Genomic DNA, 20,493 nt, shown 5'->3' with positions numbered 1-20,493 from the left:
ATGAATCCGTTTCATTATCAGCCGCCACTGACCCCCTATCTGGATATCATTTATCAGGATGATGATATTCTGGTCGTCAACAAACCCAGTGGCTTGCTATCAGTCCGGGGTAAAGCCCAGGAACATTGGGACTGTCTGGAATATCGAGTCAAGCTAGTACTGCCAACGGCGCGAATTGTACATCGGTTGGATATGGCAACCTCCGGGGTCATGGTGTTAGCATTAAATGCCGATGCCCAGCGCCAACTCAACCGCCAATTTCAGTTACGACAAACCGAAAAAAACTATATCGCCAGAGTTACTGGCCGGGTGGCAGCAGATCAGGGAACTATTTGTTTACCATTAATTTGTGACTGGCCAAATCGTCCTAAGCAGATGGTGTGTTATCAGCGGGGTAAAGCCTCTGTCACACATTATCAGGTGCTGGAACGCTCTGCTAATGTCAGCCGGGTGCAGCTAACACCGGTAACTGGCCGTTCCCATCAGCTACGAGTCCATATGCAAATGATCGGGCATGCTATACTCGGTGACAAGTTTTACGCAGACCCGAAAGCCTTTGCCGCAGCAGAACGTCTGCAGTTACATGCGCAAACATTATCGCTGCAGCATCCGGCAAATGGGAAAACACTTATTTTTGCAGTAAATTGTTCTTTTTGACTTCTTTTTACAATTATTAACCCCATATTCAGTTAACTGGCTTATGATACTCAGCATATTGGGTTGCTAAATAACAAATTGCTGTACTATTTTTAATAAAGAACAATTAAAGAACAAATTTTAATACAAAACGACTTGTAATATAGATGGCAAGTTAATAGTTAGCACGAATAAAGCTTGCTATTGAATGCTGGATTAAATCTAAGGAGAAATGGATGAAACTTAAAATGACTGCCCTTGCTGTGTTGGCTGCCCTGCCGTTTATAAGCACTCAGGCTTTGGCACAATCACCTTCAGCGGCTGATTTAGAACGCAAAGTATTCGGTTCTTTATTTGGTGAATACTATTGGTCACATGAAAATAAATCACTTTCAGCCGAATGGGATAATGTTGAACACGGTCCTGGTATCGGTGCAGAACTAGGTTACCGGGTTAATCAGAACTGGGGAGTGCGTTTAGAATACGCAAGACAACGTTTAGATTCATTAACCGGTGGCAGTATTGGTAATGATCGTTTTGGCGTTGATGCCATGTATCATCTGACAAACTCTAACTTATATATCGTTGGCGGCTGGAAACACTTCGAAGGCAACCTAAGCTCAGATGCACTGAACCTGGGTGTCGGTTACCGTTACTTTGTCCGTAATGATGTTGCCCTGTTCGCCGAAGCGAATCGATACGAGGGTATTAATAACGGCTCATGGTATGACGCCGGTATTAAACTGGGTGCCAGCTGGATTTTTGGTGCTGAAGCGGCACCTGCACCAACGCCTGCACCTGCTCCTGCTCCGGCACCTGCCCCGGTACAACCGGCTAAGCCAGCTGACAGCGATAAAGACGGCGTAATGGATAGTAATGATCGCTGCCCTAACACAGCTGCCAATCATCAAGTTGATCCACAGGGTTGTACTGTGTTCAAAGAAACCATGCAGCGGGTCGGTGATGTTGACGTTGAAGTGAAATTTGGATTTGACTCTGCTGCTGTTTCTGCAGACCAACGTTCAGAAATCATCCAGTTAGCGGCATTCATGAAACGCTTCCCTGAATCAGAAGTGGTTATTGAAGGTCATGCGTCTAAACCGGGTAACGATGCATATAACATGTTGTTATCTAAGCGTCGTGCAAAATCAGTAGCCGACATTCTGACTAGCGAAGGTGTACAATCTTCACGTATTACCTCTGTTGGTTACGGTGAAACTCAGCCACGTATTGATGACAGTACCCCTGCAGCAAATGCGGCAAACCAACGAATTGAAGCAAAAGTAACAGCGAAAGTTAAAGAACCTGTATTACGTTAATTTTCTTACGCTTAACAAAAACCGCCAGTCATGGCGGTTTTTTTTATTGCCGACCGCATAACTTCCTGCTAGGTTTAGCCCTCTATAAGCCGTTTGAGGAACTCCCTATGTCTGTACAAGCTATTGGTCGTTACTGTGCTCTTGCCACAGTATTAGCCTGTATTACTTTTAATGTGCAAGCTGAGCAATCTGTATCTTTGCAGCAATCTGCCCATGTCTGTACCGATGAAAATGAAACTCAGCGACTGGCCGTAAATGAACAACTTAAAGAAATGGCAAAAGCGCTTGCCGAATTTAAGCCGACAACCTTTTGCTTTATCATGCAATCCTCGATAGCAGTTCAGCTGCTTGAGCAGGGCGAGAGCTATGTTAAGGTTAGTCATGATGGTAAAGTTTTATATACGTTCCCAGAATACATAGACGGTAACGATGCAGCTAACGTTATCACTGGCTTGGCCGATAACAGCCAATAACAGCTGAGTTAACAGGTCATATGTGAATAAAACGCTTTGTCAGGGCCTAACCTGGCTTTTAATCGCTACTGTTTTCCAGATAACGGTAGCGGCGCAGGAAGCCCCTTCGATCCAACAACTTTGGCAAAAGGATCTGCAACGCCAGATCCTTGCCAGCGAATTAACCGAATTAACCAGTGAATCTGGCAGTTTCATGGCACTGCAACGTCAGGCTCTTACCAGCTATAATAAGGGTACTGCCATTTTGGTACCTGATTGGGCTGAACGTCCGGTCAGCCCAGATTATCTTGATACTTTGCGTCAACGGCTTAATGATTACGGCTGGCACACGCTGGCGATTATGCCTCCTCCTCCTGCTGAATTCAGCCTTGAACCAGATTCGACCACATACCAGCAATTGCTTGCAGAGCGAATGCGTGCTGCCATGGGCGAGGCTCAGTTACAGGGTGGCAATATCATTGTTATCGGAAAAGGCAGCAATGCCGCCTTATTAAACCGACTGTACAATACAGATCAGCTTGAATCACCTGCGGCATATATTATGCTCGGAGTCTATCTGGCGGACGTGACGTTAAATCGCGAATTAGCGGGCTACATTGCACAGCAATCAATCCCCACTCTGGATATAAGTCATCAACGCGACAACCGATTCGTCACTGCTAACCTAAAGCTGAGACAACAATTGGTGCAGCGTAATCTTAAAACGAATTACCGCCAGCGTCAGTTATCTGGTACTTTTTATGATGAAGATATTCATGCCTGGGTTTTAAAAGAAATAACGGGTTGGTTGCACAGCTTAGGGCTATAAGTCTTTCTGGCTATTGCCGATTCTTCAGTAATTCATACGCGGCCTGAATTTCCTGAGTCCGCCGTTTTGCAACATCCAACATAGCCAAAGGAACCCCTTTTGCCATAAGTTTATCAGGATGATGCTGGGCCATTAATTTCCGGTATGCCCGTTTTAACTCTTTATCATTGCAATCACTACTTACGCCTAGCACTTTATAGGCATCCTGCACGGCATTTGCTGCCGGGCGTTGCGTATTTCGTTGGTTAAATCGCTGCTGAGCCCGATAAGCAGCCACCATTTGTTCCAACTCGATGCGGGATATTGCCAGTTGTGTTGCAACCTGCTGTAGTAATACCTGCTGTTGCTGACTCATCTCGCCGCTGGCATTAGCAATGCCCAGCTGTATTTCAATAAAATACCTTATCACATCATTCTGGCGGCCATAATGCTGATAAAACGTTTGCAGCTGAGCCATCAACGGGAAGTTGCTGGCTTTACCATCGCGAAACGCAGCCTGCGCCTCTTGTTGCTGCGCCTCGTTCAGGCCAAGTTGCTGCATAAAATGTCTGGCCTGCTGAATATGAGCAGCCGTCACCACGCCCGTTGCTTTGGCGATATGACCCATGGTGGCAAACGTGGTATACATGAACAAACCTTGTTGATCGCCGGGTTCGTGAAATATCCCGCGAAACCTTGCCAGGTTGGCGCCCATTTTCAGGTCGAACCAATGCCCCAGAATCAGACCAATAAACAAGCCGGGCAGCCTCAGCAGTGCCAGTCCAAATAAGGCTCCAAGAATTTTACCCCACAAAGTATTTTCCTCCTAAACTGGACTACGTGGTATCTGCTGCGCTTCGTTACTCTAATGAAGTCAGTGACTATCGTCAAAACGCACTATATCGGATTAGCAGGAAATCTAAAATTGATTTATCATAGCGGGCTAATCTTACCAAAAAAATGATAAATCTGGGGCAGAGAAGACTGGATGAAACTATGGTTTACCGGGATAACAATCACAGGCTTGCTCTGTAGCCAGCTGCAGGCAAGTGAACCTGTTATCCCAATGTGTTACCAACCACTAACCCCACCTGTTGTGCTGGTTAATCTGAACCCGGATGACAATACGGTGCGGATCAGCTCAGATGACGCAGATCTGAGTGGCAATCAAACCGCCCTGTTCAGTGGTAATGTGCAGATTATCCATCGTGATACCTTACTTACCGCGCCAGGTGCCCGTTTCAGTCGCAAAGAGCAACAAATTTTTGCGGAGGGTGGGATTGAATATTTTGATACCAGCTTAAAAGTATCTGCCAGCTCCTTTCTTGCCAATACCGCTGAAAACAAAGCTATTATAACTGACGCACATTACCAGTTTATAGCACAGGCCGGGCGTGGTTACGCCCAAAGCCTGCAAGCCAGTCCGGAGCAAATCCGCTTGGATCAGGCGTTATTTACCACTTGCCCTACTGAAGATAATAGCTGGGCTTTACATGCCAGCGATATTAAAATTAATGAAGGTGAAGGCTGGGGTTCTGCCAGCAATGCGGTTTTTAAAATCAAAGACGTTCCGGTATTCTATCTGCCCTACATGACGTTCCCTGTAAACGAGCAACGCAAGACCGGTTTGTTATTGCCCAAGATAGGTAGTTCTCAATTATTGGGGCTTGATGTTGAGCTTCCGTACTATATTAATTTAGCTGAGAACTACGACCTGACCCTGACACCGCGTTATATGAGCAAACGCGGCACCCAGATAAAATCAGAATTTCGCTATCTGACATCTGACCATCAGGGAATCATGCAACTTGAATACCTGAGTTCCGATAATGAAAAACCAGATGATTTCGGTAGTCGTTATCTAAGCCATTTAACACATCGCTCTGATTTCAGCAGTAGCTGGCGTGGTTATATTGACTTTACTGATGTCAGTGATGATGCGTACATTACTGAATTAGGTTCGGATTACGCCAACCAGAGTGATACCCAACTTTATCGCGAAGCAACCATTGCTCACTATGGTGAGAATATCAATAGCCAGCTCAGACTGCAGGGTTTTGAAATTCTGGGTAACTTTGCGGACGCGTATAAAATGCTACCTGAATTGCAGCTAAGTTCAGCCAAGCCCTGGCAGATATTCAATCCGCTTGAGCTGGTATGGCAGGCCAGTTATGCTCATTTTGAAAATGATAATGCACTAATTAATGCCGCAAACCGTTTACACGTTGAGCCCAAACTACGTTTACCCTTTGTCACTCCGGCGCTCGAATTTACTGCTGAAGCAAGTATGCTTTACACCTATTACCAGCAGCAGAGTCATAATAATACGGTAGATATTGACTCGTCAGTGCAACGGGCTCTGCCAAAAATACGACTGTACAGCCGGTTAAATCTGGAACGGGAATATGACTGGTTCGGCGAACCGGCACTGCAGACTTTCGAACCACAAATTCAATATTTATATATACCGTACCGGCAGCAGAGTAATATTGGTTTGTATGACACCACCCGGTTACAAGATGATTATCATGGCCTATTCCGGGAAAACCGCTTCTCTGGCATAGACAGAATAAACGAGGCTAATCAACTAACTGTTGGCTGGACTACCCGTTTTTACGACAATATTGATAACGAGTTATTTCGATTTAGTCTGGGCCAAATCTTCTTTCTGGAAGACCCGGTCGAGGCGACTGATAATCTGACTGAAAACCAAACTGCAACTGACTCGGTGCTGGCCGCGGAAATGATTTGGCATTGGTACCGGAAATGGTATTTAAGTGCTGCCACCCAATATGATATTGATGGTCAGCGAATTATCAAAAGTAACGCCAGTCTTGACTACCGGGGCAGTGAGAATACCTTACTGCAATTGAACCATCGATACAGCCGGGCGGTCTCAGGGTTAGAGATTCAGCAAGTGGGTGTACTGGGCACGGTTCCATTGGCAAAAGATTGGCAGCTTATTGCCAGTTACTATCGTGATGTCACAAACCATCGTATGATAGATGCCAATTTTGGTGTGCAATACGAATCCTGCTGTTGGGCAGTTCGGCTGGTAGCTCGACGTCACATTGTGGCAAATCTCGATACCAGTATTGATAATGCACTGCAGTTTGGCGAACTGGATAGCAGCCTTAGTTTGCAATTTGTGTTAAAAGGCTTCGGTGATAAAGCAGGTTTTGGCGTATCAGACATGTTGTCAAATGGCATTTTTGGATACCGTCGGCCGTATTTACTAACTAATTAGTGTAGGAATTTATGAAGTTACAGCAAGTTATCTGCCTGGCTTTTATCGGCTGGTTGAGTTTTTCCAGTATGGCAGCCGAAAAAGAGATCGATCGGGTTGCCGCTATTGTTGATAATAGTGTTGTTTTACAAAGTGATATTGATGACGTGGTAAACCGGGTTAAACGTAACGCAGAAGCTCAGGGACAAACCCTTCCTTCTGATCAGGCATTGCGTACCCAGGCACTGGAGCGACTGATATTAACCAGTCTGCAGTTGCAGCTTGCTGAACGGATGGGCTTGCAAATCAGTGATGCTCAGCTTGACGATACTATTCGTAACATCGCGCAGGGTGAAAATCTCAGCATCGAAGCATTTCGCCGCCAGGTTGAAGCTGAAGAAGGCAATTATGCGCGGTTTAGAGAAAAGCTCAGAGAAGAAATTATTACCAGCGAAGTGGTCCGTGGTAGCGTGCAGCGCCGCATTTATATCAGCCCGCAGGAAGTTGACAGTCTGCTGAAGTTAATGGAAGAACAGGGTGCTGTCAGTGAGGAATACAATCTGGGGCATATCCTTATCGCCGTTCCCAACCAGGCATCGCCCGATGATATAAGTGCTGCCAAAGAGCGCGCAGATAAAGTGATGGAGTTGTTGCAAAGCGGTAGTGATTTCAAACGCATTGCCATCGCCTCTTCTTCCGGCGGAAAAGCTCTGGAAGGTGGCGAACTTGGTTTCATGAACATAAATGAAATGCCAACCCTGTTTTCAGAGAGCATTCGCGATAAGAAAAAAGGTGACTTAATCGGTCCGATGCGCTCTGGAGCGGGTTTTCATATTATAACTATCTTTGATATCCGTGGCGAAAACGTTGCTGAAATTCAGGAAATCAAATCCCGCCACATTTTAATTAAACCATCCATTATTCTTAGTGAAGAACGCGCTCGCAATACCCTGAATCAGTTTGTTAGCAAACTTCGCGCCGGCGAAGCCGATTTTGCTGAATTGGCCAAGCAGCATTCTGAAGATCCGGGTTCAAAGATGGACGGTGGTGATTTGGGCTGGAGTGAACCTCAGGTATTTGTACCGGCATTTCGTGACACCTTATTGCGTTTGGAAACTAATGAGATTAGTGAGCCATTCCGAACAGAGCACGGCTGGCATATCGCGCAGGTACTGGACAAGCGTGTTGTGGATGCGACGGCTGATAAAAAACGTGAACAGGTTTACCGGATGATTTACAACCGTCGTTTTAATGAAGAATCAGCAAATTTTCTAAAAGAAATACGCGACGAAGCCTTCATTGACGTGTTACCGGAGAGTTAGATGACGCTGCGTATTGCCGTTACGCCCGGCGAGCCAGCGGGCATCGGGCCGGATCTGGTCGTAGCGCTTTCCCGCCAGAGTTGGCCGGTAGAACTGGTTGTGTGCGGCAACGCAGAATTACTCGCTACCCGGGCTGCACGGTTAGGTATTGATCTGACATTGCTACCCTATGACAGCAAGATCCCCGCCAGGGCCCAGGCAGCCGGCACACTAACCGTTGCTGATTTTGCCCTGACCGAGCCTGTTGAGGCTGGCGTACTGAATGTTGCCAATGGCCAGTACGTGGTAAATACACTGCAATTTGCTGGTGAGAATGCGATAAGTACTGAATTTGCGGCCGTTGTCACCGGCCCCGTGCACAAAGGAATTATAAACAGAGCCGGTATTCCGTTCAGTGGCCATACCGAATTTTTTGCGCATCAGTCAAATACACCCTATGTGGTCATGATGCTCGCCACTGAAGGGTTACGGGTCGCGCTGGCAACGACCCATATTCCTCTGGCTTATGTCGCCAAAGCCATTACCCGGGATCGACTGCTCAAAGTCATTACCATCCTGCACCATGATTTACGGCACAAATTTGCAATTAACCAGCCACGAATTTACGTATGTGGGCTTAACCCCCATGCTGGCGAAGATGGCCATCTGGGACGGGAAGAGCTGGATATTATCAGCCCAACGCTGGACGAGTTGCGGGCAGAGGGTATTGACTTAGTAGGGCCACTGCCTGCTGACACACTGTTTCAGCCCAAATATCTGGATGATGCAGACGCTGTGCTGGCGATGTACCATGATCAGGGATTACCGGTACTTAAATATAAAGGCTTTGGCCGTTCGGTTAATATTAGCCTCGGATTACCGCTGATCCGTACCTCAGTAGATCACGGAACTGCCCTGGATCTTGCCGGCAGCGGCAAGGCAGACCCAGGCAGCTTATTTCATGCGGTAAATCAGGCCATTTCTTTGGCACAACAAGCGAACTAACATATGACAGACAATGTTCATCAGGGCCATCGCGCTCGTAAGCGTTTTGGCCAGAACTTTTTACACGACCCTTATGTTATCGGCAGAATTGTTAAAGCGATTTCACCAAAATCGACTGATGTGCTGGTAGAAATTGGTCCCGGACTGGGCGCACTTACCGAACCAGTTGCTGAAGCCGCCGGTAAGCTTATTGTCGTAGAACTGGATCGTGATTTAGCCGAACGTTTACAGCAGCATCCAACGCTGGCAGACAAATTGACGGTACATCAGGCAGACGCGATGAAATTCGATTTCGCTGCATTACTGGCACCTGGACAGAAACTGAAAATTTTTGGCAACCTTCCCTATAATATTTCTACCCCACTGCTGTTTCATTTATTTGAATTCGCTGACCATATCAACAACATGCATTTTATGCTGCAAAAAGAAGTTGTGCAGCGCATGACGGCCAGCCACGGTAGTAAAACCTTCGGTCGGCTTAGTGTTATGACACAGTATTATTGCCAGGCAATACCGGTGGTTGAAGTGGGACCAGGAGCATTTATACCTGCACCTAAAGTAGATTCTGCGGTGGTCAGGTTAATACCCTACCCGTTGGCCGACAGAGCAAAAGTTGATCCTGCCGTGCTAAACAGGGTATGTTTGGAAGCGTTTAATCAGCGCCGTAAAACCTTACGCAATGGCTTTAGCAATTTCGCAACGGCCGAGCAGATAAGTGCTCTGGGTATCGATCCTACTATCAGACCGGAACAGTTACCCGTCAGTGGTTTCATTAAGGTGGCGCAATGGTTGGCAGAGCAGGAAGGTAATGATGAGTGAGCAGTTTGATATTCTGATTAAGGTCGACAATTTTTATTTGGGTGCACAATCTGATCCGACGGAAAACCGCTTTGTGTTTGCTTATACTATTACTATCGAAAACTGTAGCAATGAAACAGTGACCTTACTGAAACGCTACTGGCTGATTACCGACGCCAATGGCAAACAGGCTGAAGTTTACGGAGACGGTGTGGTAGGTGAACAACCTGAACTGGTACCTGGCTCAAGTTACAGTTATACCAGTGGCGCGGTGCTGGAAACCCCGGTAGGGACCATGCAGGGCCATTACGAAATGATTAGCCGCTCAGAACAACGATTTAACGCCGCTATACCGGTGTTCAGGCTGGCCATGCCCAATATCCTAAACTGATGGCAACCTACGTTATCGGCGATGTACAGGGATGCTATGATGCACTGCAACGTTTGCTGTTGCATGTAGAATTTAATCCTGCTGATGATCAGATATGGTTCTGTGGCGATCTGATTGCCCGGGGCCCTGACTCCCTGGCAACCTTAAATTTTATCAAAGCGCTGGGCAAGGCCGCTAAATGTGTGCTGGGAAATCACGACTTACATTTCCTGGCCAGCTACTTTGGGTTCAGTAGCCTTAAAGCGGTGGATAAGTTGCAGCAACTGCAACAAGCACCAAATCTGGAAGAACTTGTGGACTGGCTGTTACACCTGCCATTGATCCATCAAAGCAGCGATAAAAAGCAATTGATGGTCCATGCCGGACTCGCGCCCGAGTGGACAGTAGATGATGCAGAGATCGCGGCGGCAGCAGTGAGCTATCAATTAACACATCAGCCAGAACAAATATTTGCTATTATGTACGGCGATACACCTAACATGTGGCAACAGGCCAAAACTGAGCAACAGCAATGGCGCTTTACCATTAATGCGTGTACCAGAATGCGCTTTTGCCAGCCTGATGGCGCACTGCGCTTTCAGGAAAAAGGTAGCCCACTGAAACAAAGTGAATTAGTGCCGTGGTATGAATTCTGGCGCAGTAAACCCCATCCTGAACTTTTTTTCGGACATTGGGCGGCATTAAATGGGTATAGTCCGGTGCAGGATATTCATGCTCTGGATACTGGCTGCGTCTGGGGCAATACCCTGACAGCCTATTGTATAGAACGTCAACAGCGATACAGTGTTGCAGCGAACAATTAATCCCGTTTTACCCGGGACATCAAAACTGGCGTTTCAGTCTTGTTAAGCAAGAAATCTTAAGCTAAGGTGCTTAAAATAAAACACTTAAAGTGGGAGTTATTATGAAGTTAACCGTAGCGTTGCGGGTGATGGGTGGTTTTGCCATCATTTCCCTGTTACTGCTGTTTATTGGTGTGACCGCCTATATCAGTTTAAACAATATTAGTAACGCCACCACTGAAGTTAATGAGGTTTCCATTCCCGCACTGGAAAATAGTGCAACGATGAAAACTGAATTCGTTACGATGAGCCGGGCAAGTTTACAAGGCTTTTACGCAGATAGCCTGGAAAAGACCGCGGCCGTTAATCAACGCTTTGCTCAGGAAAAGGTTATATATGACAGAGCAGCCGATGCCTTGCGTCAGGCTATTGAACAACATCCAGAACTCCGGGCTGGCGCTGAGCAGGTCAGTGAGACCTATCGTAACTTTATTGAAGCCAGCACAAATCTGCAACGCCGCTTAGACAACAATATCCGGTTGCGTAGCACTATTGCCGGTAAATTAAATGATCTGGAGTTTAGCGCTGATGATATGGCATCACTTATTCTCGATTTCACTGACGTCCGTGATGTTCAGCGCAGATTCCCACGTGCTTACGAGGCTGCTACTCAGATAGAAACCGGCATCAACACCCTTATTAACAACGTGATCGATTTAAACCGGACTGAGACCGATACCACGGTTGCCACGGTTACCAATGAGATTGCGTTTCGCTTACAGGAGCTTCGGGAACAAGTTGCGATAATTCAGCAACAAGCAGGTAGTGCAGTATCAATGACCGCGGACATTGCTGAAAAAGTGCAGCAAATTTCTGGCTTTCTGGAAGGGCCTGACGGTATTCCTGCCTTAAAAGTACAGCTACTTGCAGGTACAGCTGATGCCGAGGCTCAGTTGGCAACTGCAAATCAGTATACTCAAACTGGTATGCAACGATTGGATACTCTGCTTAATCTGACCAGAAGTGCTGCCCAGGAAATTGAACAAAACGCCTCATCAGGCGTTGACAATGCGATCACCTGGATTTTCATAGTGGTTATTATTTCAATTATTCTGTCGGTATTTATTGCAACTGTTACGGTCAGACGCATTGTCAAACCGTTGGCTGAAGTAAATAATATGCTGGGTGTTGTAGCTTCCGGTGACTTAACTAAAACACTTGATGCTTCAGCAAAAGACGAATTTGGTGAGCTCTCACGCAACGTCAATACCGTGGTTAGCAATTTGCAGCAGTTAATCCAGGGCATTATCTCCCGCTCTACTCAACTTGCAGCAGCCTCAGAACAAACCTCTGCCATTACGGTACAGACGACGCAAGCAATTCGCGAGCAGAAATCTCAGGTTACTCAGGCTGCAACCGCCACTACCGAAATGAGCAGCACCTCGCAAGGCGTATTACAAAGCTCCAATGATGCGCTGGCGGAAATTAAGAATGCCGACAAAGAAGCAGAACGGGTGAAAGGCATTTCGCTGGACAATAAGAGCACCATTATCCAACTGTCAAAAGAGGTTGAGCAAGCGTCAGTCGTGATTAATAAGCTACACAAAGACAGTGCTTCCATTGGCAGTATTCTTGATGTTATCCGTGGCATAGCGGAACAAACAAACTTACTGGCACTGAATGCGGCTATTGAAGCAGCCCGTGCCGGAGAGCAAGGGCGTGGTTTTGCGGTTGTTGCTGATGAAGTACGGTCGTTGGCCAGTAAAACACAAGCTTCTACCCAGGAAATTCAGGCGATGATTCAAGTGCTGCAAAGTGGTGCTCAAGCCGCGGTTGAAGCTATGAATAAAGGTAAAAAACAAGCTGAGAATTGCGTAACCCAAACTGAAGTGGCAACATCTGCACTTGATTCCATTACCCATGCAGTGCACTTAGCCCACGATATGAGTGAGCAAATTTCTGGTGCGGCAAAAGAGCAGAATCAGGTATCAAATGAAATTAGTCAGTTGTTAGAGTCAATTGTTGCTATTGCCGAAGAGACTGCCTCTGGCGCAGAGCAGACATCGGACTCCAGCCATGAAGTGGCGCGACTTGCCGAAGAGCTGCGTCAGTCAGTGGCGCAATTCAGGGTATAAGTGATTGTAGCGATAATAAAAAATCCGCTTAATAAGCGGATTTTTTTTGTTCTAATTTAAAACGTTAATCACCTGTACCTGCACGGTCTTTTAATGCTGCCAGTAAGGGTGAGTCTGCAAAACCATTACTTTCAGCCCAGGCAATATCACCGGATTCAGCAACCTGTGAACCAGGTAATTGTCTGACAATAAATTCACCGACATCAGGCGCATTACTTTTAAAAGCATGGCGGATTAACGGCTCACCGTTGCAGACAACACCATCATAAATATTGCGTAACCGTAGACGGTAGTCACTGAGTACTTTACGTAAACGGTTTCTATCGTTAGCCGCAACATAATCGCACATTGAAGCCGCTAACTGCTGATCTGCGACAGCTACCGGCGACATAACAACAGCGGCACTTAATACGGCTGTGCATAATAAGGTGGGCACCAATCTCATTTACTACTCCTCAGCTGGATCGTCAACCCGCATCTTAGCAACATGTTACAATCGGTGCAAATGCCTGGCGACTACTAATTGCGCTGTAAAGTGATAAAACGGTATGAATAAGGATTAACTCCATCGGCCTGATGCTGTTGCTCGGCGACCAGCTGCCAGTCTGCGGCTCGCTGATAATCTGGAAAATAAGCATCACCATCAACCATTAACTCAATTTCAGTCAAATATAGGGTGTCAGCAAGTGGCAGACATTGCCGGTAGATTTCACCACCGCCAATCACCATGACTTCGTTATTATCTGAAGCTGCTGCAAGCGCCTGTTCGACGCTACTAAACCATTCAACACCTTTAGTATCATCCGGTATTGTTCTGCTGACCACCAAATTACGCCGGCCTGGTAATGGCCGGCCAATAGATTCAAATGTTTTACGCCCCATAATAACGGGCTTGCCCAGGGTAACAGCTTTAAAATGCTGCAAATCTGCCGGTAAATGCCATGGCATCTGATTATCTTTACCAATAACCCTGTTATTAGCCATGGCGGCTATCATCGCGATTTTCATGAGTTACCTCAGCGTTGATAGATTACTTCAACGTCGTAATCATCGTCGTCGAAGTCGTCATCATCGTCCAGGTCGTCTACTAACTCACTGGCCGCATCGTCATGATAATCATCCCATTTGAAATGAACCGGATCAGCAACTTCTGTCTCAATCTGTTCCGCAGGTAACGCTTCAATGTAACTGAGAATATCAGCAGCCAGGCGTTCAGTATTAGTGCGCCCTGCCGCCGAAATTTTGAAAACCGGCCCCTGCCAGTCAAGTGCTGAAGTGACCTCAGCGATAATCTGTTCTAACTCATCATCGAGTACTAAATCAAGCTTGTTAAATACCAGCCAGCGAGGTTTAGCTGCCAGTTTTTTGCTGTATTTATGCAATTCCTGAATAATAGTTCTGGCGTTTTCAGCCGGATCAGAGCCATCAGCCGGTAATACATCAATCACATGCAACAATAAGCGGCAACGTTCAAGATGTTTTAAAAACTGAATTCCTAAGCCTGCACCTTCTGCCGCGCCTTCGATCAGCCCTGGGATATCCGCGATAACAAAAGAACGGTGTGCTTCAACTCTGACTACACCCAGATTAGGAACCAGGGTAGTAAACGGATAATCAGCAACTTTCGGCTTGGCTGCAGATACTGACCGGATAAGAGTCGATTTACCCGCATTAGGCAATCCCAGCAAACCAACATCAGCCAGCAATAGTAACTCCAGCCGTAAATTACGGATTTCACCTGGGGTACCGTTCGTTTTTTTCCGGGGCGCACGGTTAGTACTGCTGGCAAAGCGGGCGTTACCCAATCCATGCCAACCACCTTTAGCTACCATCAGCTTTTGGCCATTAGTGGTTAAATCACCAATGACTTCATCTGTATCGATATCAACTGCCCGGGTACCCACCGGTACCCGCAGTTCTAAATCGACACCACGCTTACCGGTACAATTGACACTACCACCATTCTGGCCCCGCTCAGCGCTATGGTATTTCTCGAACTGAAAATCAACCAGGGTATTCAGGTTTTCATCAGCAACCAGGTACACGTCACCGCCATCTCCGCCATCGCCACCATTTGGGCCACCTTTAGAGATAAATTTTTCGCGTAAAAAACTGATAATTCCGTTACCGCCATCGCCGGCTTCAACCCGGATTATCGCTTCATCTACAAACTTCATGTGTTGTGTCCTGATCCACTATAAAAAACATAGGCGCATGCCGTAGCTGCTAAGTATAACCCATGTGATTGTGAGGGGAGAAAATTTATAAAAAAACCCCGCACCAGGCGGGGTTTTTTCAATATAGTTTACTTATTCGCTAACGATGCTAACGAATTTACGGTTGTGCTCGCCTTTTACTTCAAACTTCACTTTACCTTCAGTTAAAGCGAATAAAGTATGGTCTTTACCGATGCCTACATTGCTACCAGCGTGGAAACGAGTACCACGTTGACGCACAATGATGCTACCAGCTAAAACTGATTCACCACCAAAACGCTTGACACCAAGACGTTTAGATTCTGAATCGCGACCGTTACGAGTGCTACCTACACCTTTTTTACTTGCCATGTGTCGATACTCCTGTTACGCGCTGATGCTGGTAATTTTAACTTCAGTAAACCACTGACGGTGACCCATCTGTTTACGTGAATGTTTACGACGGCGGAATTTAACGATTTTAAGCTTATCGCCGCGGCCATGATTGACCACTTCCGCTACTACCTTGCCACCTTCTACTAAAGGGGCACCGATGCTGATGTCTTCGCCATTGGCGATCATCAGCGGGGTAAATTCAATCGTTGCGCCGGTTTCTAAGTCTAGTTTTTCTAGACGAAGCGTTTGACCTTCCGTCACACGGTGTTGTTTGCCACCACTTTGGAAAACCGCGTACATAGTTAACTCCGTACAAGCCACGCCTACGCTATGCTCTATATTAAGGCATCAGGGGCGTGTTTAATTCAAATCACAGGGCGCGAATTGTACGCAATTTCAAACATAGCCGCAAGCACAATTATTAAAAAGATCGCGGCGCAAGCAAACATGTGTGAAAAGGATCGATATTCCCTTTCTGCCGACGGCCACTATAGTGTAGAATTGCCGCCATTCTTGGGGTTTAGCAGTTGTTTTTTCATGACGCTTGACGACATACGCCAACTCAGCGACGCTGATATGGCCGCAGTAAACCAGCATATTTTTTCTCAGTTGACTTCAGACGTAGCGCTGATTAATCAGTTGGGTATCTATATAGTCAATAGCGGCGGCAAGCGTTTGCGGCCACTATTAGCTGTATTGGCCGCAAAGGCTCTGGGTTATCAGGGCAATAAACACCTTAGCGTTGCCGCGATTATTGAATTTATTCATACCTCTACTTTGCTGCATGATGACGTCGTAGATGAATCAACCCTGCGCCGCGGCAAGCAAACAGCCAATGCAGTCTTTGGCAATCAGGCCAGTGTGCTGGTAGGCGATTTCTTGTACAGTCGTTCATTTCAGATGATGGTCTCACTTGACGACATGCGCATTATGCAAATTCTGGCTGACGCAACCAACGTTATCGCGGAAGGCGAAGTATTACAGCTGATGAATGTGAATGATCCTGATACCAGCGAGCAAAACTATATGCAGGTCATTTACTGCAAAACCGCCAAGTTGTTTGAGGCCGCCACTCAGTTAGCCGCTATTATTGCTGAGCAACCTGAAGCGGTGGTGAACAGCATGAAGCAATACGGCATGCATTTAGGCACCGCGTTTCAATTGATCGATGACGTCCTGGATTATCAGGCTGATGCAGCTGAGCTCGGTAAAAACATTGGTGACGATCTGGCCGAGGGTAAGCCTACCCTGCCGCTGATTCATGCGCTTAAACATGGTAATCCGGTGCAGCAGGCGCTTATTCGCAGCGCCATCACCGACGGCAATGGCATGGCCAACCTGCCGGAAATCCTGCAGGCCATGCAGCAAACCAATGCTTTTGGCTATACCCGCAGGATCGCCGAGCAGGAAGCCGAAAAAGCACGCAGGGCGCTCGACAACATTCCTGAATCAGATTACAAGCACGCCTTATTAGCGCTTGCCGAGATGGCAGTATCACGTAGCCACTAGCGTTGCAGCAAATAATTGTGAATAGAAAAGGCGCCCGAGGCGCCTTTTTTGCTAACTAAAATAAACCGTCATTAGCGCTTAGTTATTTTTTACAAACTCTTCGCCTAGCGTAATATCGGCTTTTAAAGTGCCCAACATATCGTTCATGGCTTTTTGCTCGTAGCTGCTAAGCTGACCAATAGGCAGTAATTTTTCTACGCCGTTTTTACCCAGCACTAATGGTTGTGCAAAAAAACGTGCATGCTCACCGTCACCTTCAACATAGGCATACTCCGTTACCGACTCACCCTGCAAACCTTTGATCAGGGATATACAGAACCTAGCCGCAGCCTGGCCCATAGATAGGGTAGCAGAGCCGCCACCGGCTTTAGCTTCAACCACTTCAGTGCCTGCATTTTGAATTCGATGCGTTAACGACGCCACTTCTTCATCACTAAAGCTAACGCCTTTAACCTGAGATAACAGAGGTAAAATGGTGGTTCCACTGTGACCACCGATAACCGGTACCGCGACTTCCTGTGGATTTTTACCTTTTAACTCACCGATAAACGTCTCAGCCCGGATAACATCTAACGTAGTCACACCGAATAAACGACGTGGATCGTAAGTGCCCGCTTTTTTAAAGACATCAGCGGCAATTGCCACAGTGGTATTAACCGGGTTGGTAATAATGCCTACCAGTGCCTTAGGACATTGCTGAACAATAGCCTCGGCCAGGGTTTTAACCACACCGGCATTGATATTAAATAAGTCAGAACGATCCATGCCTGGCTTACGAGGCATACCCGCAGGGATCATCACGATGTCCGCACCGGCAAGCGCGTCATTTAAATTCTCTTTGCCATAACCTTTTACGGTTACCGCAGTCGGGATATGGCTTAAATCAACAGCTACGCCAGGCGTGACCGGCGCCAGGTCGTATAAGGCAAGATCGGTACCCGCTGGTAAATCTAATTTCAATAATAACGACAATGCCTGGCCAATACCGCCGGCAGCACCTAATACGGCAACTTTCATGATTTTCTCCATATGTCAGGGTAAGATGAAACGCGCCAACAATACTGAAATGGCGCGACAATTACAAACGGCTTAAGCCTAAAGTCTAGGGCACGCCCTGCCATTTTAGCGAAATTTCGTCTTGTTTGCCTGACAAACTGTACTGATTGGCCGAATTTGTTACTATTAGCCAGCATTTAACCATAAGAAAAAGCAATCATGACAAAACACTCTAAGCAGGAAGCCCTAATTCAGGCATTCAAAGCAATACTGAAAACGGAAAGTTTTGGCTCACAAAGTGAAATCGTCGATGCCCTTAAGAATGACGGCTTCGATAATGTCAGCCAATCAAAAGTATCAAGAATGCTTAGTAAATATGGTGCAGTACGCACCCGCAACGCCCGCCAGGAAATGGTATATAGTTTGCCTCCGGAGCTGGGTGTACCTACAACCAAAAGCCCGCTGCGTCAGCTGGTACTGGATATTGAACATAACGATGTAATGATTATTATCCGTACCAGCCCGGGTGCGGCACAACTAATTGCAAGGTTGCTTGATTCAGTAGGTAAAGCAGAAGGAGTTCTTGGTACCATCGCCGGTGATGACACCATTTTTATTGCTCCGATAAGCGTTAAAAATATTAATTTTACTTTGGGTAAAGTCACTGAACTGTTTGAGAAAGTATAGCCGGGTGTCACCCGATAATTAGCCGCTGGCTGGCAGGCAAGCCATTTCCAGAAAACTTAATGATGGCGCAAAGAAAGCGGCACAAAGGTCGGTGTGACAGAAATCGAATAACAAATCATACTGATTATTTAATGGTTGCAGCATATCGCTGTTGTCATGCCTGTAACCCAGTTGATAGCTTAATTGCTGCCTGAAACTATCTGCTTCACCAGCATAGCTTAAGCTGATCAACCCCTGGCTATTATGCTGCGCAAACGGCATATTTTGCATTACCAGCAATGGCGTACTTTCTACATTTCCCATCCGACTGGTTAAAGTATGGCTGCTATGTTGCAAGCGGGCAGCCGGTAATATCGAACCCTCGATTTTACTGATCCCCATGATTTCTTCCTGCTGGAGGATATCCAATTGTTGCCAACGCGCCATGTCATAATGCCAACGCTGCAAATGCAGATAACTGCCTGCAGCAAATACCGGTTGCTTTGTCGCGTCGACCAGAGCAAGTTGGCGCTTGCGGCTGCCTTTGGGGTTATGAGGGGTATCGATAAAGCCCGTCAAATCCCGACCATCCAGATAACGAAAACCCTGTAATTGTTCAAGTAAATCAACATGGTTTTTTAATATCTGACATATCTGCTGGCAGGCAATATAGTTGACGTCCAGTCTGTCAGACCGGATCTGAATAAACAAATCAGCCCATACTTCAGTTTGGGCCAGATTGTCACTGGCCAGCAGCGGAAAGGGTTGCAGGCCAAGAGGCCGGGCTCCCGGATAGAGGCTATCCCAATAGTCTGCACCAATAGCAACCACACCGGTCAACTGCGCTTCTGAAAAATGCTCTGCTAACCGGGCCAGCAACAACGCTACCTGGGCCAGCTTTTGTCGCAAGATGGCTTCATGCCCCTCTATCGCATTGAACAGCAAATAGCTGGCATGTAAATTAGCCTCTGCGCATATGCCTAGTTGTTCTCTTGCCATTTCCTTCCCTGAATTAATTTTTAGGTTAATACGTTTAGTTTTGCTGCCTGTTTGCCCGCCGCTAAGACGAAAACCTAATCGCCGTGTGAGATATATCTCACAAAAAGGTAAGTTTAAACGCTATTTTCTGCATAGCACGGAACGAACGCCCAATTTAAGCCTATGTTTTAAATAACATTTAATCGCTATCGGCTATTTTACAATATTATTACAGCCGGTTTATTTCTTAAACCATGTCCCCACCAACCGTGATTCGTTGCATAATATCTTCGTCAACGGATGGCAGCTGACAGGAAGTCAGTCAGATTTGCAGGAAGCAAATCAAAGCTAGGATAGCATAAGGAAGATTAAAGGACACGCTCAGGAAAGGGCATAACTATCAGGACGATATTGCAGGATGCAGCGCCAGGATGGCCGTTTTGCTTGCTTCACACACGCAGAACAACAGGGACGAACCAGGAACCACTCAGGATGAGTTTACTATTACAAGGTAGTAATAGTTAAGGACAGCAGGACCCGGCACGATGCCGTTGGACACTCCGGGATGGAGCCAGGGAAGACTTACTCAGGATGAGTAACAGCACGGATAAGCTGAAACAGAACCGAAAGTGGCCGCGATGTTTGCGGCCTTTTCGCTTTTCTGGCCCACAGAAAATTTCACCACGTCACCAACAAATCATATATCCAAAGTAATTGACGTTGCAGTGAGCGAAGTCAACAAAGCGGCAGCGTTAAGTACGAAGGATATAAAAAACCCCGAGGCAATTACCACGGGGCGTCAGACTATTCGACAATGGACAAGGATAGACGTAGTTTGGTGGATAAGTTCAGTTGGCCGATGCGCTACCCGTTGTTACTGGTATTGCATCGCCAACCCGC

General features: G+C 46.7%; 21 protein-coding genes. 13 read left to right on the top strand and 8 right to left on the bottom strand.

The features are described from left to right. The 4 genes from B2Q61_RS05610 (at position 1) to B2Q61_RS05595 (ending at position 3,236) form a co-directional block, all read left to right on the top strand. A complete protein-coding gene (locus B2Q61_RS05610) occupies positions 1-657 on the top strand; it encodes an RluA family pseudouridine synthase (RefSeq protein WP_290620344.1) in 657 nt (218 codons plus the stop codon). Positions 658-872: 215 nt separating this feature from the next. Next, positions 873-1,955: an OmpA family protein gene (locus tag B2Q61_RS05605; protein WP_290620342.1), complete on the top strand. Its 1,083-nt coding sequence runs from the start codon at positions 873-875 to the stop codon at positions 1,953-1,955. A 107-nt stretch (positions 1,956-2,062) separates the two neighbouring features. Further along, the gene (locus B2Q61_RS05600; RefSeq protein WP_290620340.1) at positions 2,063-2,428 is read left to right on the top strand and encodes a hypothetical protein; all 366 of its coding nucleotides are present in this window, start codon (positions 2,063-2,065) and stop codon (positions 2,426-2,428) included. 22 nt (positions 2,429-2,450) lie between these two features. Next, positions 2,451-3,236 carry a DUF3530 family protein gene (locus B2Q61_RS05595; RefSeq protein ID WP_290620338.1) on the top strand — a complete coding sequence of 262 codons (786 nt, stop codon included), beginning with the start codon at positions 2,451-2,453 and terminating at the stop codon, positions 3,234-3,236. A gap of 10 nt (positions 3,237-3,246) precedes the next feature. Here B2Q61_RS05595 and djlA read toward each other — a convergent pair whose 3' ends face one another. Then, positions 3,247-4,029 carry a co-chaperone DjlA gene (gene djlA / locus B2Q61_RS05590; protein WP_290620336.1) on the bottom strand — a complete coding sequence of 261 codons (783 nt, stop codon included), beginning with the start codon at positions 4,027-4,029 and terminating at the stop codon, positions 3,247-3,249. A 174-nt stretch (positions 4,030-4,203) separates the two neighbouring features. Between djlA and B2Q61_RS05585 the strand changes: the two genes are divergently transcribed. The 7 genes from B2Q61_RS05585 (at position 4,204) to B2Q61_RS05555 (ending at position 12,853) form a co-directional block, all read left to right on the top strand. Further along, entirely contained in the window at positions 4,204-6,462 is a 2,259-nt protein-coding gene (locus B2Q61_RS05585; RefSeq protein ID WP_290620334.1) for an LPS-assembly protein LptD, read from the top strand. An 11-nt stretch (positions 6,463-6,473) separates the two neighbouring features. After that, positions 6,474-7,763 (top strand): peptidylprolyl isomerase SurA, encoded by a 1,290-nt coding sequence (gene surA, locus B2Q61_RS05580; protein ID WP_290620332.1) that lies wholly within the window; start codon positions 6,474-6,476, stop codon positions 7,761-7,763. Further along, positions 7,764-8,747: a 4-hydroxythreonine-4-phosphate dehydrogenase PdxA gene (pdxA, locus tag B2Q61_RS05575; RefSeq protein ID WP_290620330.1), complete on the top strand. Its 984-nt coding sequence runs from the start codon at positions 7,764-7,766 to the stop codon at positions 8,745-8,747. Between the two features lie 3 nt (positions 8,748-8,750). Next, the gene (gene rsmA, locus B2Q61_RS05570) at positions 8,751-9,566 is read left to right on the top strand and encodes a 16S rRNA (adenine(1518)-N(6)/adenine(1519)-N(6))-dimethyltransferase RsmA (protein ID WP_290620329.1); all 816 of its coding nucleotides are present in this window, start codon (positions 8,751-8,753) and stop codon (positions 9,564-9,566) included. Beyond that, a complete protein-coding gene (gene apaG, locus B2Q61_RS05565) occupies positions 9,559-9,936 on the top strand; it encodes a Co2+/Mg2+ efflux protein ApaG (protein WP_290620327.1) in 378 nt (125 codons plus the stop codon). Before rsmA ends, apaG begins: the two co-directional genes overlap by 8 nt. Further along, positions 9,936-10,739 carry a symmetrical bis(5'-nucleosyl)-tetraphosphatase gene (locus B2Q61_RS05560; protein ID WP_290620325.1) on the top strand — a complete coding sequence of 268 codons (804 nt, stop codon included), beginning with the start codon at positions 9,936-9,938 and terminating at the stop codon, positions 10,737-10,739. The genes apaG and B2Q61_RS05560 overlap by 1 nt, the downstream gene beginning before the upstream one ends. Positions 10,740-10,840: 101 nt before the next feature. Next, positions 10,841-12,853, top strand: a complete 2,013-nt coding sequence (locus B2Q61_RS05555) for a methyl-accepting chemotaxis protein (RefSeq protein ID WP_290620323.1) — start codon at positions 10,841-10,843, stop codon at positions 12,851-12,853. 64 nt (positions 12,854-12,917) lie between these two features. On the opposite strand, the gene B2Q61_RS05550 is transcribed toward B2Q61_RS05555, so the two are convergent. The 5 genes from B2Q61_RS05550 to rplU form a co-directional block, all read right to left on the bottom strand. Continuing rightward, entirely contained in the window at positions 12,918-13,298 is a 381-nt protein-coding gene (locus B2Q61_RS05550; protein WP_290620321.1) for a DUF3718 domain-containing protein, read from the bottom strand. Between the two features lie 74 nt (positions 13,299-13,372). Next, positions 13,373-13,861, bottom strand: coding sequence for a type 3 dihydrofolate reductase (folA, locus tag B2Q61_RS05545; RefSeq protein ID WP_290620320.1), 489 nt, complete (start codon positions 13,859-13,861; stop codon positions 13,373-13,375). Positions 13,862-13,869: 8 nt separating this feature from the next. Continuing rightward, on the bottom strand, positions 13,870-15,030 hold the full coding sequence (gene cgtA, locus B2Q61_RS05540) for an Obg family GTPase CgtA (protein WP_290620319.1): 1,161 nt from the start codon (positions 15,028-15,030) through the stop codon (positions 13,870-13,872). 132 nt (positions 15,031-15,162) lie between these two features. Beyond that, positions 15,163-15,420 carry a 50S ribosomal protein L27 gene (gene rpmA, locus B2Q61_RS05535; RefSeq protein WP_097112939.1) on the bottom strand — a complete coding sequence of 86 codons (258 nt, stop codon included), beginning with the start codon at positions 15,418-15,420 and terminating at the stop codon, positions 15,163-15,165. A 15-nt stretch (positions 15,421-15,435) separates the two neighbouring features. Then, complete coding sequence (gene rplU, locus B2Q61_RS05530; protein WP_213999303.1) at positions 15,436-15,744, bottom strand: 50S ribosomal protein L21; 309 nt, start codon at positions 15,742-15,744, stop codon at positions 15,436-15,438. A 237-nt stretch (positions 15,745-15,981) separates the two neighbouring features. On the opposite strand from rplU, the gene ispB reads away from it, so the two are divergent. Then, a complete protein-coding gene (ispB, locus tag B2Q61_RS05525; RefSeq protein WP_290620318.1) occupies positions 15,982-16,953 on the top strand; it encodes an octaprenyl diphosphate synthase in 972 nt (323 codons plus the stop codon). Positions 16,954-17,031: 78 nt separating this feature from the next. Here ispB and mdh read toward each other — a convergent pair whose 3' ends face one another. Next, positions 17,032-17,970, bottom strand: a complete 939-nt coding sequence (gene mdh, locus B2Q61_RS05520) for a malate dehydrogenase (protein ID WP_290620317.1) — start codon at positions 17,968-17,970, stop codon at positions 17,032-17,034. Between the two features lie 198 nt (positions 17,971-18,168). Here mdh and argR point away from each other — a divergent pair, with 198 nt between their 5' ends. After that, positions 18,169-18,636: a transcriptional regulator ArgR gene (gene argR / locus B2Q61_RS05515; RefSeq protein WP_290620315.1), complete on the top strand. Its 468-nt coding sequence runs from the start codon at positions 18,169-18,171 to the stop codon at positions 18,634-18,636. Between the two features lie 18 nt (positions 18,637-18,654). Here the strand turns inward: argR and B2Q61_RS05510 are convergent, their stop codons facing one another. After that, positions 18,655-19,614 carry a Dyp-type peroxidase gene (locus B2Q61_RS05510; protein WP_290620313.1) on the bottom strand — a complete coding sequence of 320 codons (960 nt, stop codon included), beginning with the start codon at positions 19,612-19,614 and terminating at the stop codon, positions 18,655-18,657. Between the last annotated feature and the right edge of the window lie 879 nt (positions 19,615-20,493).

Origin of the sequence: Arsukibacterium sp. UBA5043 (genome assembly GCA_002415085.1) — a bacterium.
Classification (GTDB): Bacteria; Pseudomonadota; Gammaproteobacteria; order Enterobacterales; family Alteromonadaceae; genus Alishewanella.
Note: the sequence above shows the minus strand (reverse complement) of the source record. Positions and strands in the feature narration are given on the sequence as shown.

Excerpts from the sequence above, each read along its gene's own strand:
- B2Q61_RS05610 (WP_290620344.1), top strand. The coding sequence starts at position 1 with ATGAATCCGTTTCATTATCAGCCGCCACTGACCCCCTATCTGGATATC.
- B2Q61_RS05605 (WP_290620342.1), top strand. The coding sequence starts at position 873 with ATGAAACTTAAAATGACTGCCCTTGCTGTGTTGGCTGCCCTGCCGTTT.
- B2Q61_RS05600 (WP_290620340.1), top strand. The coding sequence starts at position 2,063 with ATGTCTGTACAAGCTATTGGTCGTTACTGTGCTCTTGCCACAGTATTA.
- B2Q61_RS05585 (WP_290620334.1), top strand. The coding sequence starts at position 4,204 with ATGAAACTATGGTTTACCGGGATAACAATCACAGGCTTGCTCTGTAGC.
- surA (WP_290620332.1), top strand. The coding sequence starts at position 6,474 with ATGAAGTTACAGCAAGTTATCTGCCTGGCTTTTATCGGCTGGTTGAGT.
- pdxA (WP_290620330.1), top strand. The coding sequence starts at position 7,764 with ATGACGCTGCGTATTGCCGTTACGCCCGGCGAGCCAGCGGGCATCGGG.
- rsmA (WP_290620329.1), top strand. The coding sequence starts at position 8,751 with ATGACAGACAATGTTCATCAGGGCCATCGCGCTCGTAAGCGTTTTGGC.
- apaG (WP_290620327.1), top strand. The coding sequence starts at position 9,559 with ATGAGTGAGCAGTTTGATATTCTGATTAAGGTCGACAATTTTTATTTG.
- B2Q61_RS05560 (WP_290620325.1), top strand. The coding sequence starts at position 9,936 with ATGGCAACCTACGTTATCGGCGATGTACAGGGATGCTATGATGCACTG.
- B2Q61_RS05555 (WP_290620323.1), top strand. The coding sequence starts at position 10,841 with ATGAAGTTAACCGTAGCGTTGCGGGTGATGGGTGGTTTTGCCATCATT.
- B2Q61_RS05550 (WP_290620321.1), bottom strand. The coding sequence starts at position 13,298 with ATGAGATTGGTGCCCACCTTATTATGCACAGCCGTATTAAGTGCCGCT.
- folA (WP_290620320.1), bottom strand. The coding sequence starts at position 13,861 with ATGAAAATCGCGATGATAGCCGCCATGGCTAATAACAGGGTTATTGGT.
- cgtA (WP_290620319.1), bottom strand. The coding sequence starts at position 15,030 with ATGAAGTTTGTAGATGAAGCGATAATCCGGGTTGAAGCCGGCGATGGC.
- rpmA (WP_097112939.1), bottom strand. The coding sequence starts at position 15,420 with ATGGCAAGTAAAAAAGGTGTAGGTAGCACTCGTAACGGTCGCGATTCA.
- rplU (WP_213999303.1), bottom strand. The coding sequence starts at position 15,744 with ATGTACGCGGTTTTCCAAAGTGGTGGCAAACAACACCGTGTGACGGAA.
- ispB (WP_290620318.1), top strand. The coding sequence starts at position 15,982 with ATGACGCTTGACGACATACGCCAACTCAGCGACGCTGATATGGCCGCA.
- mdh (WP_290620317.1), bottom strand. The coding sequence starts at position 17,970 with ATGAAAGTTGCCGTATTAGGTGCTGCCGGCGGTATTGGCCAGGCATTG.
- argR (WP_290620315.1), top strand. The coding sequence starts at position 18,169 with ATGACAAAACACTCTAAGCAGGAAGCCCTAATTCAGGCATTCAAAGCA.
- B2Q61_RS05510 (WP_290620313.1), bottom strand. The coding sequence starts at position 19,614 with ATGGCAAGAGAACAACTAGGCATATGCGCAGAGGCTAATTTACATGCC.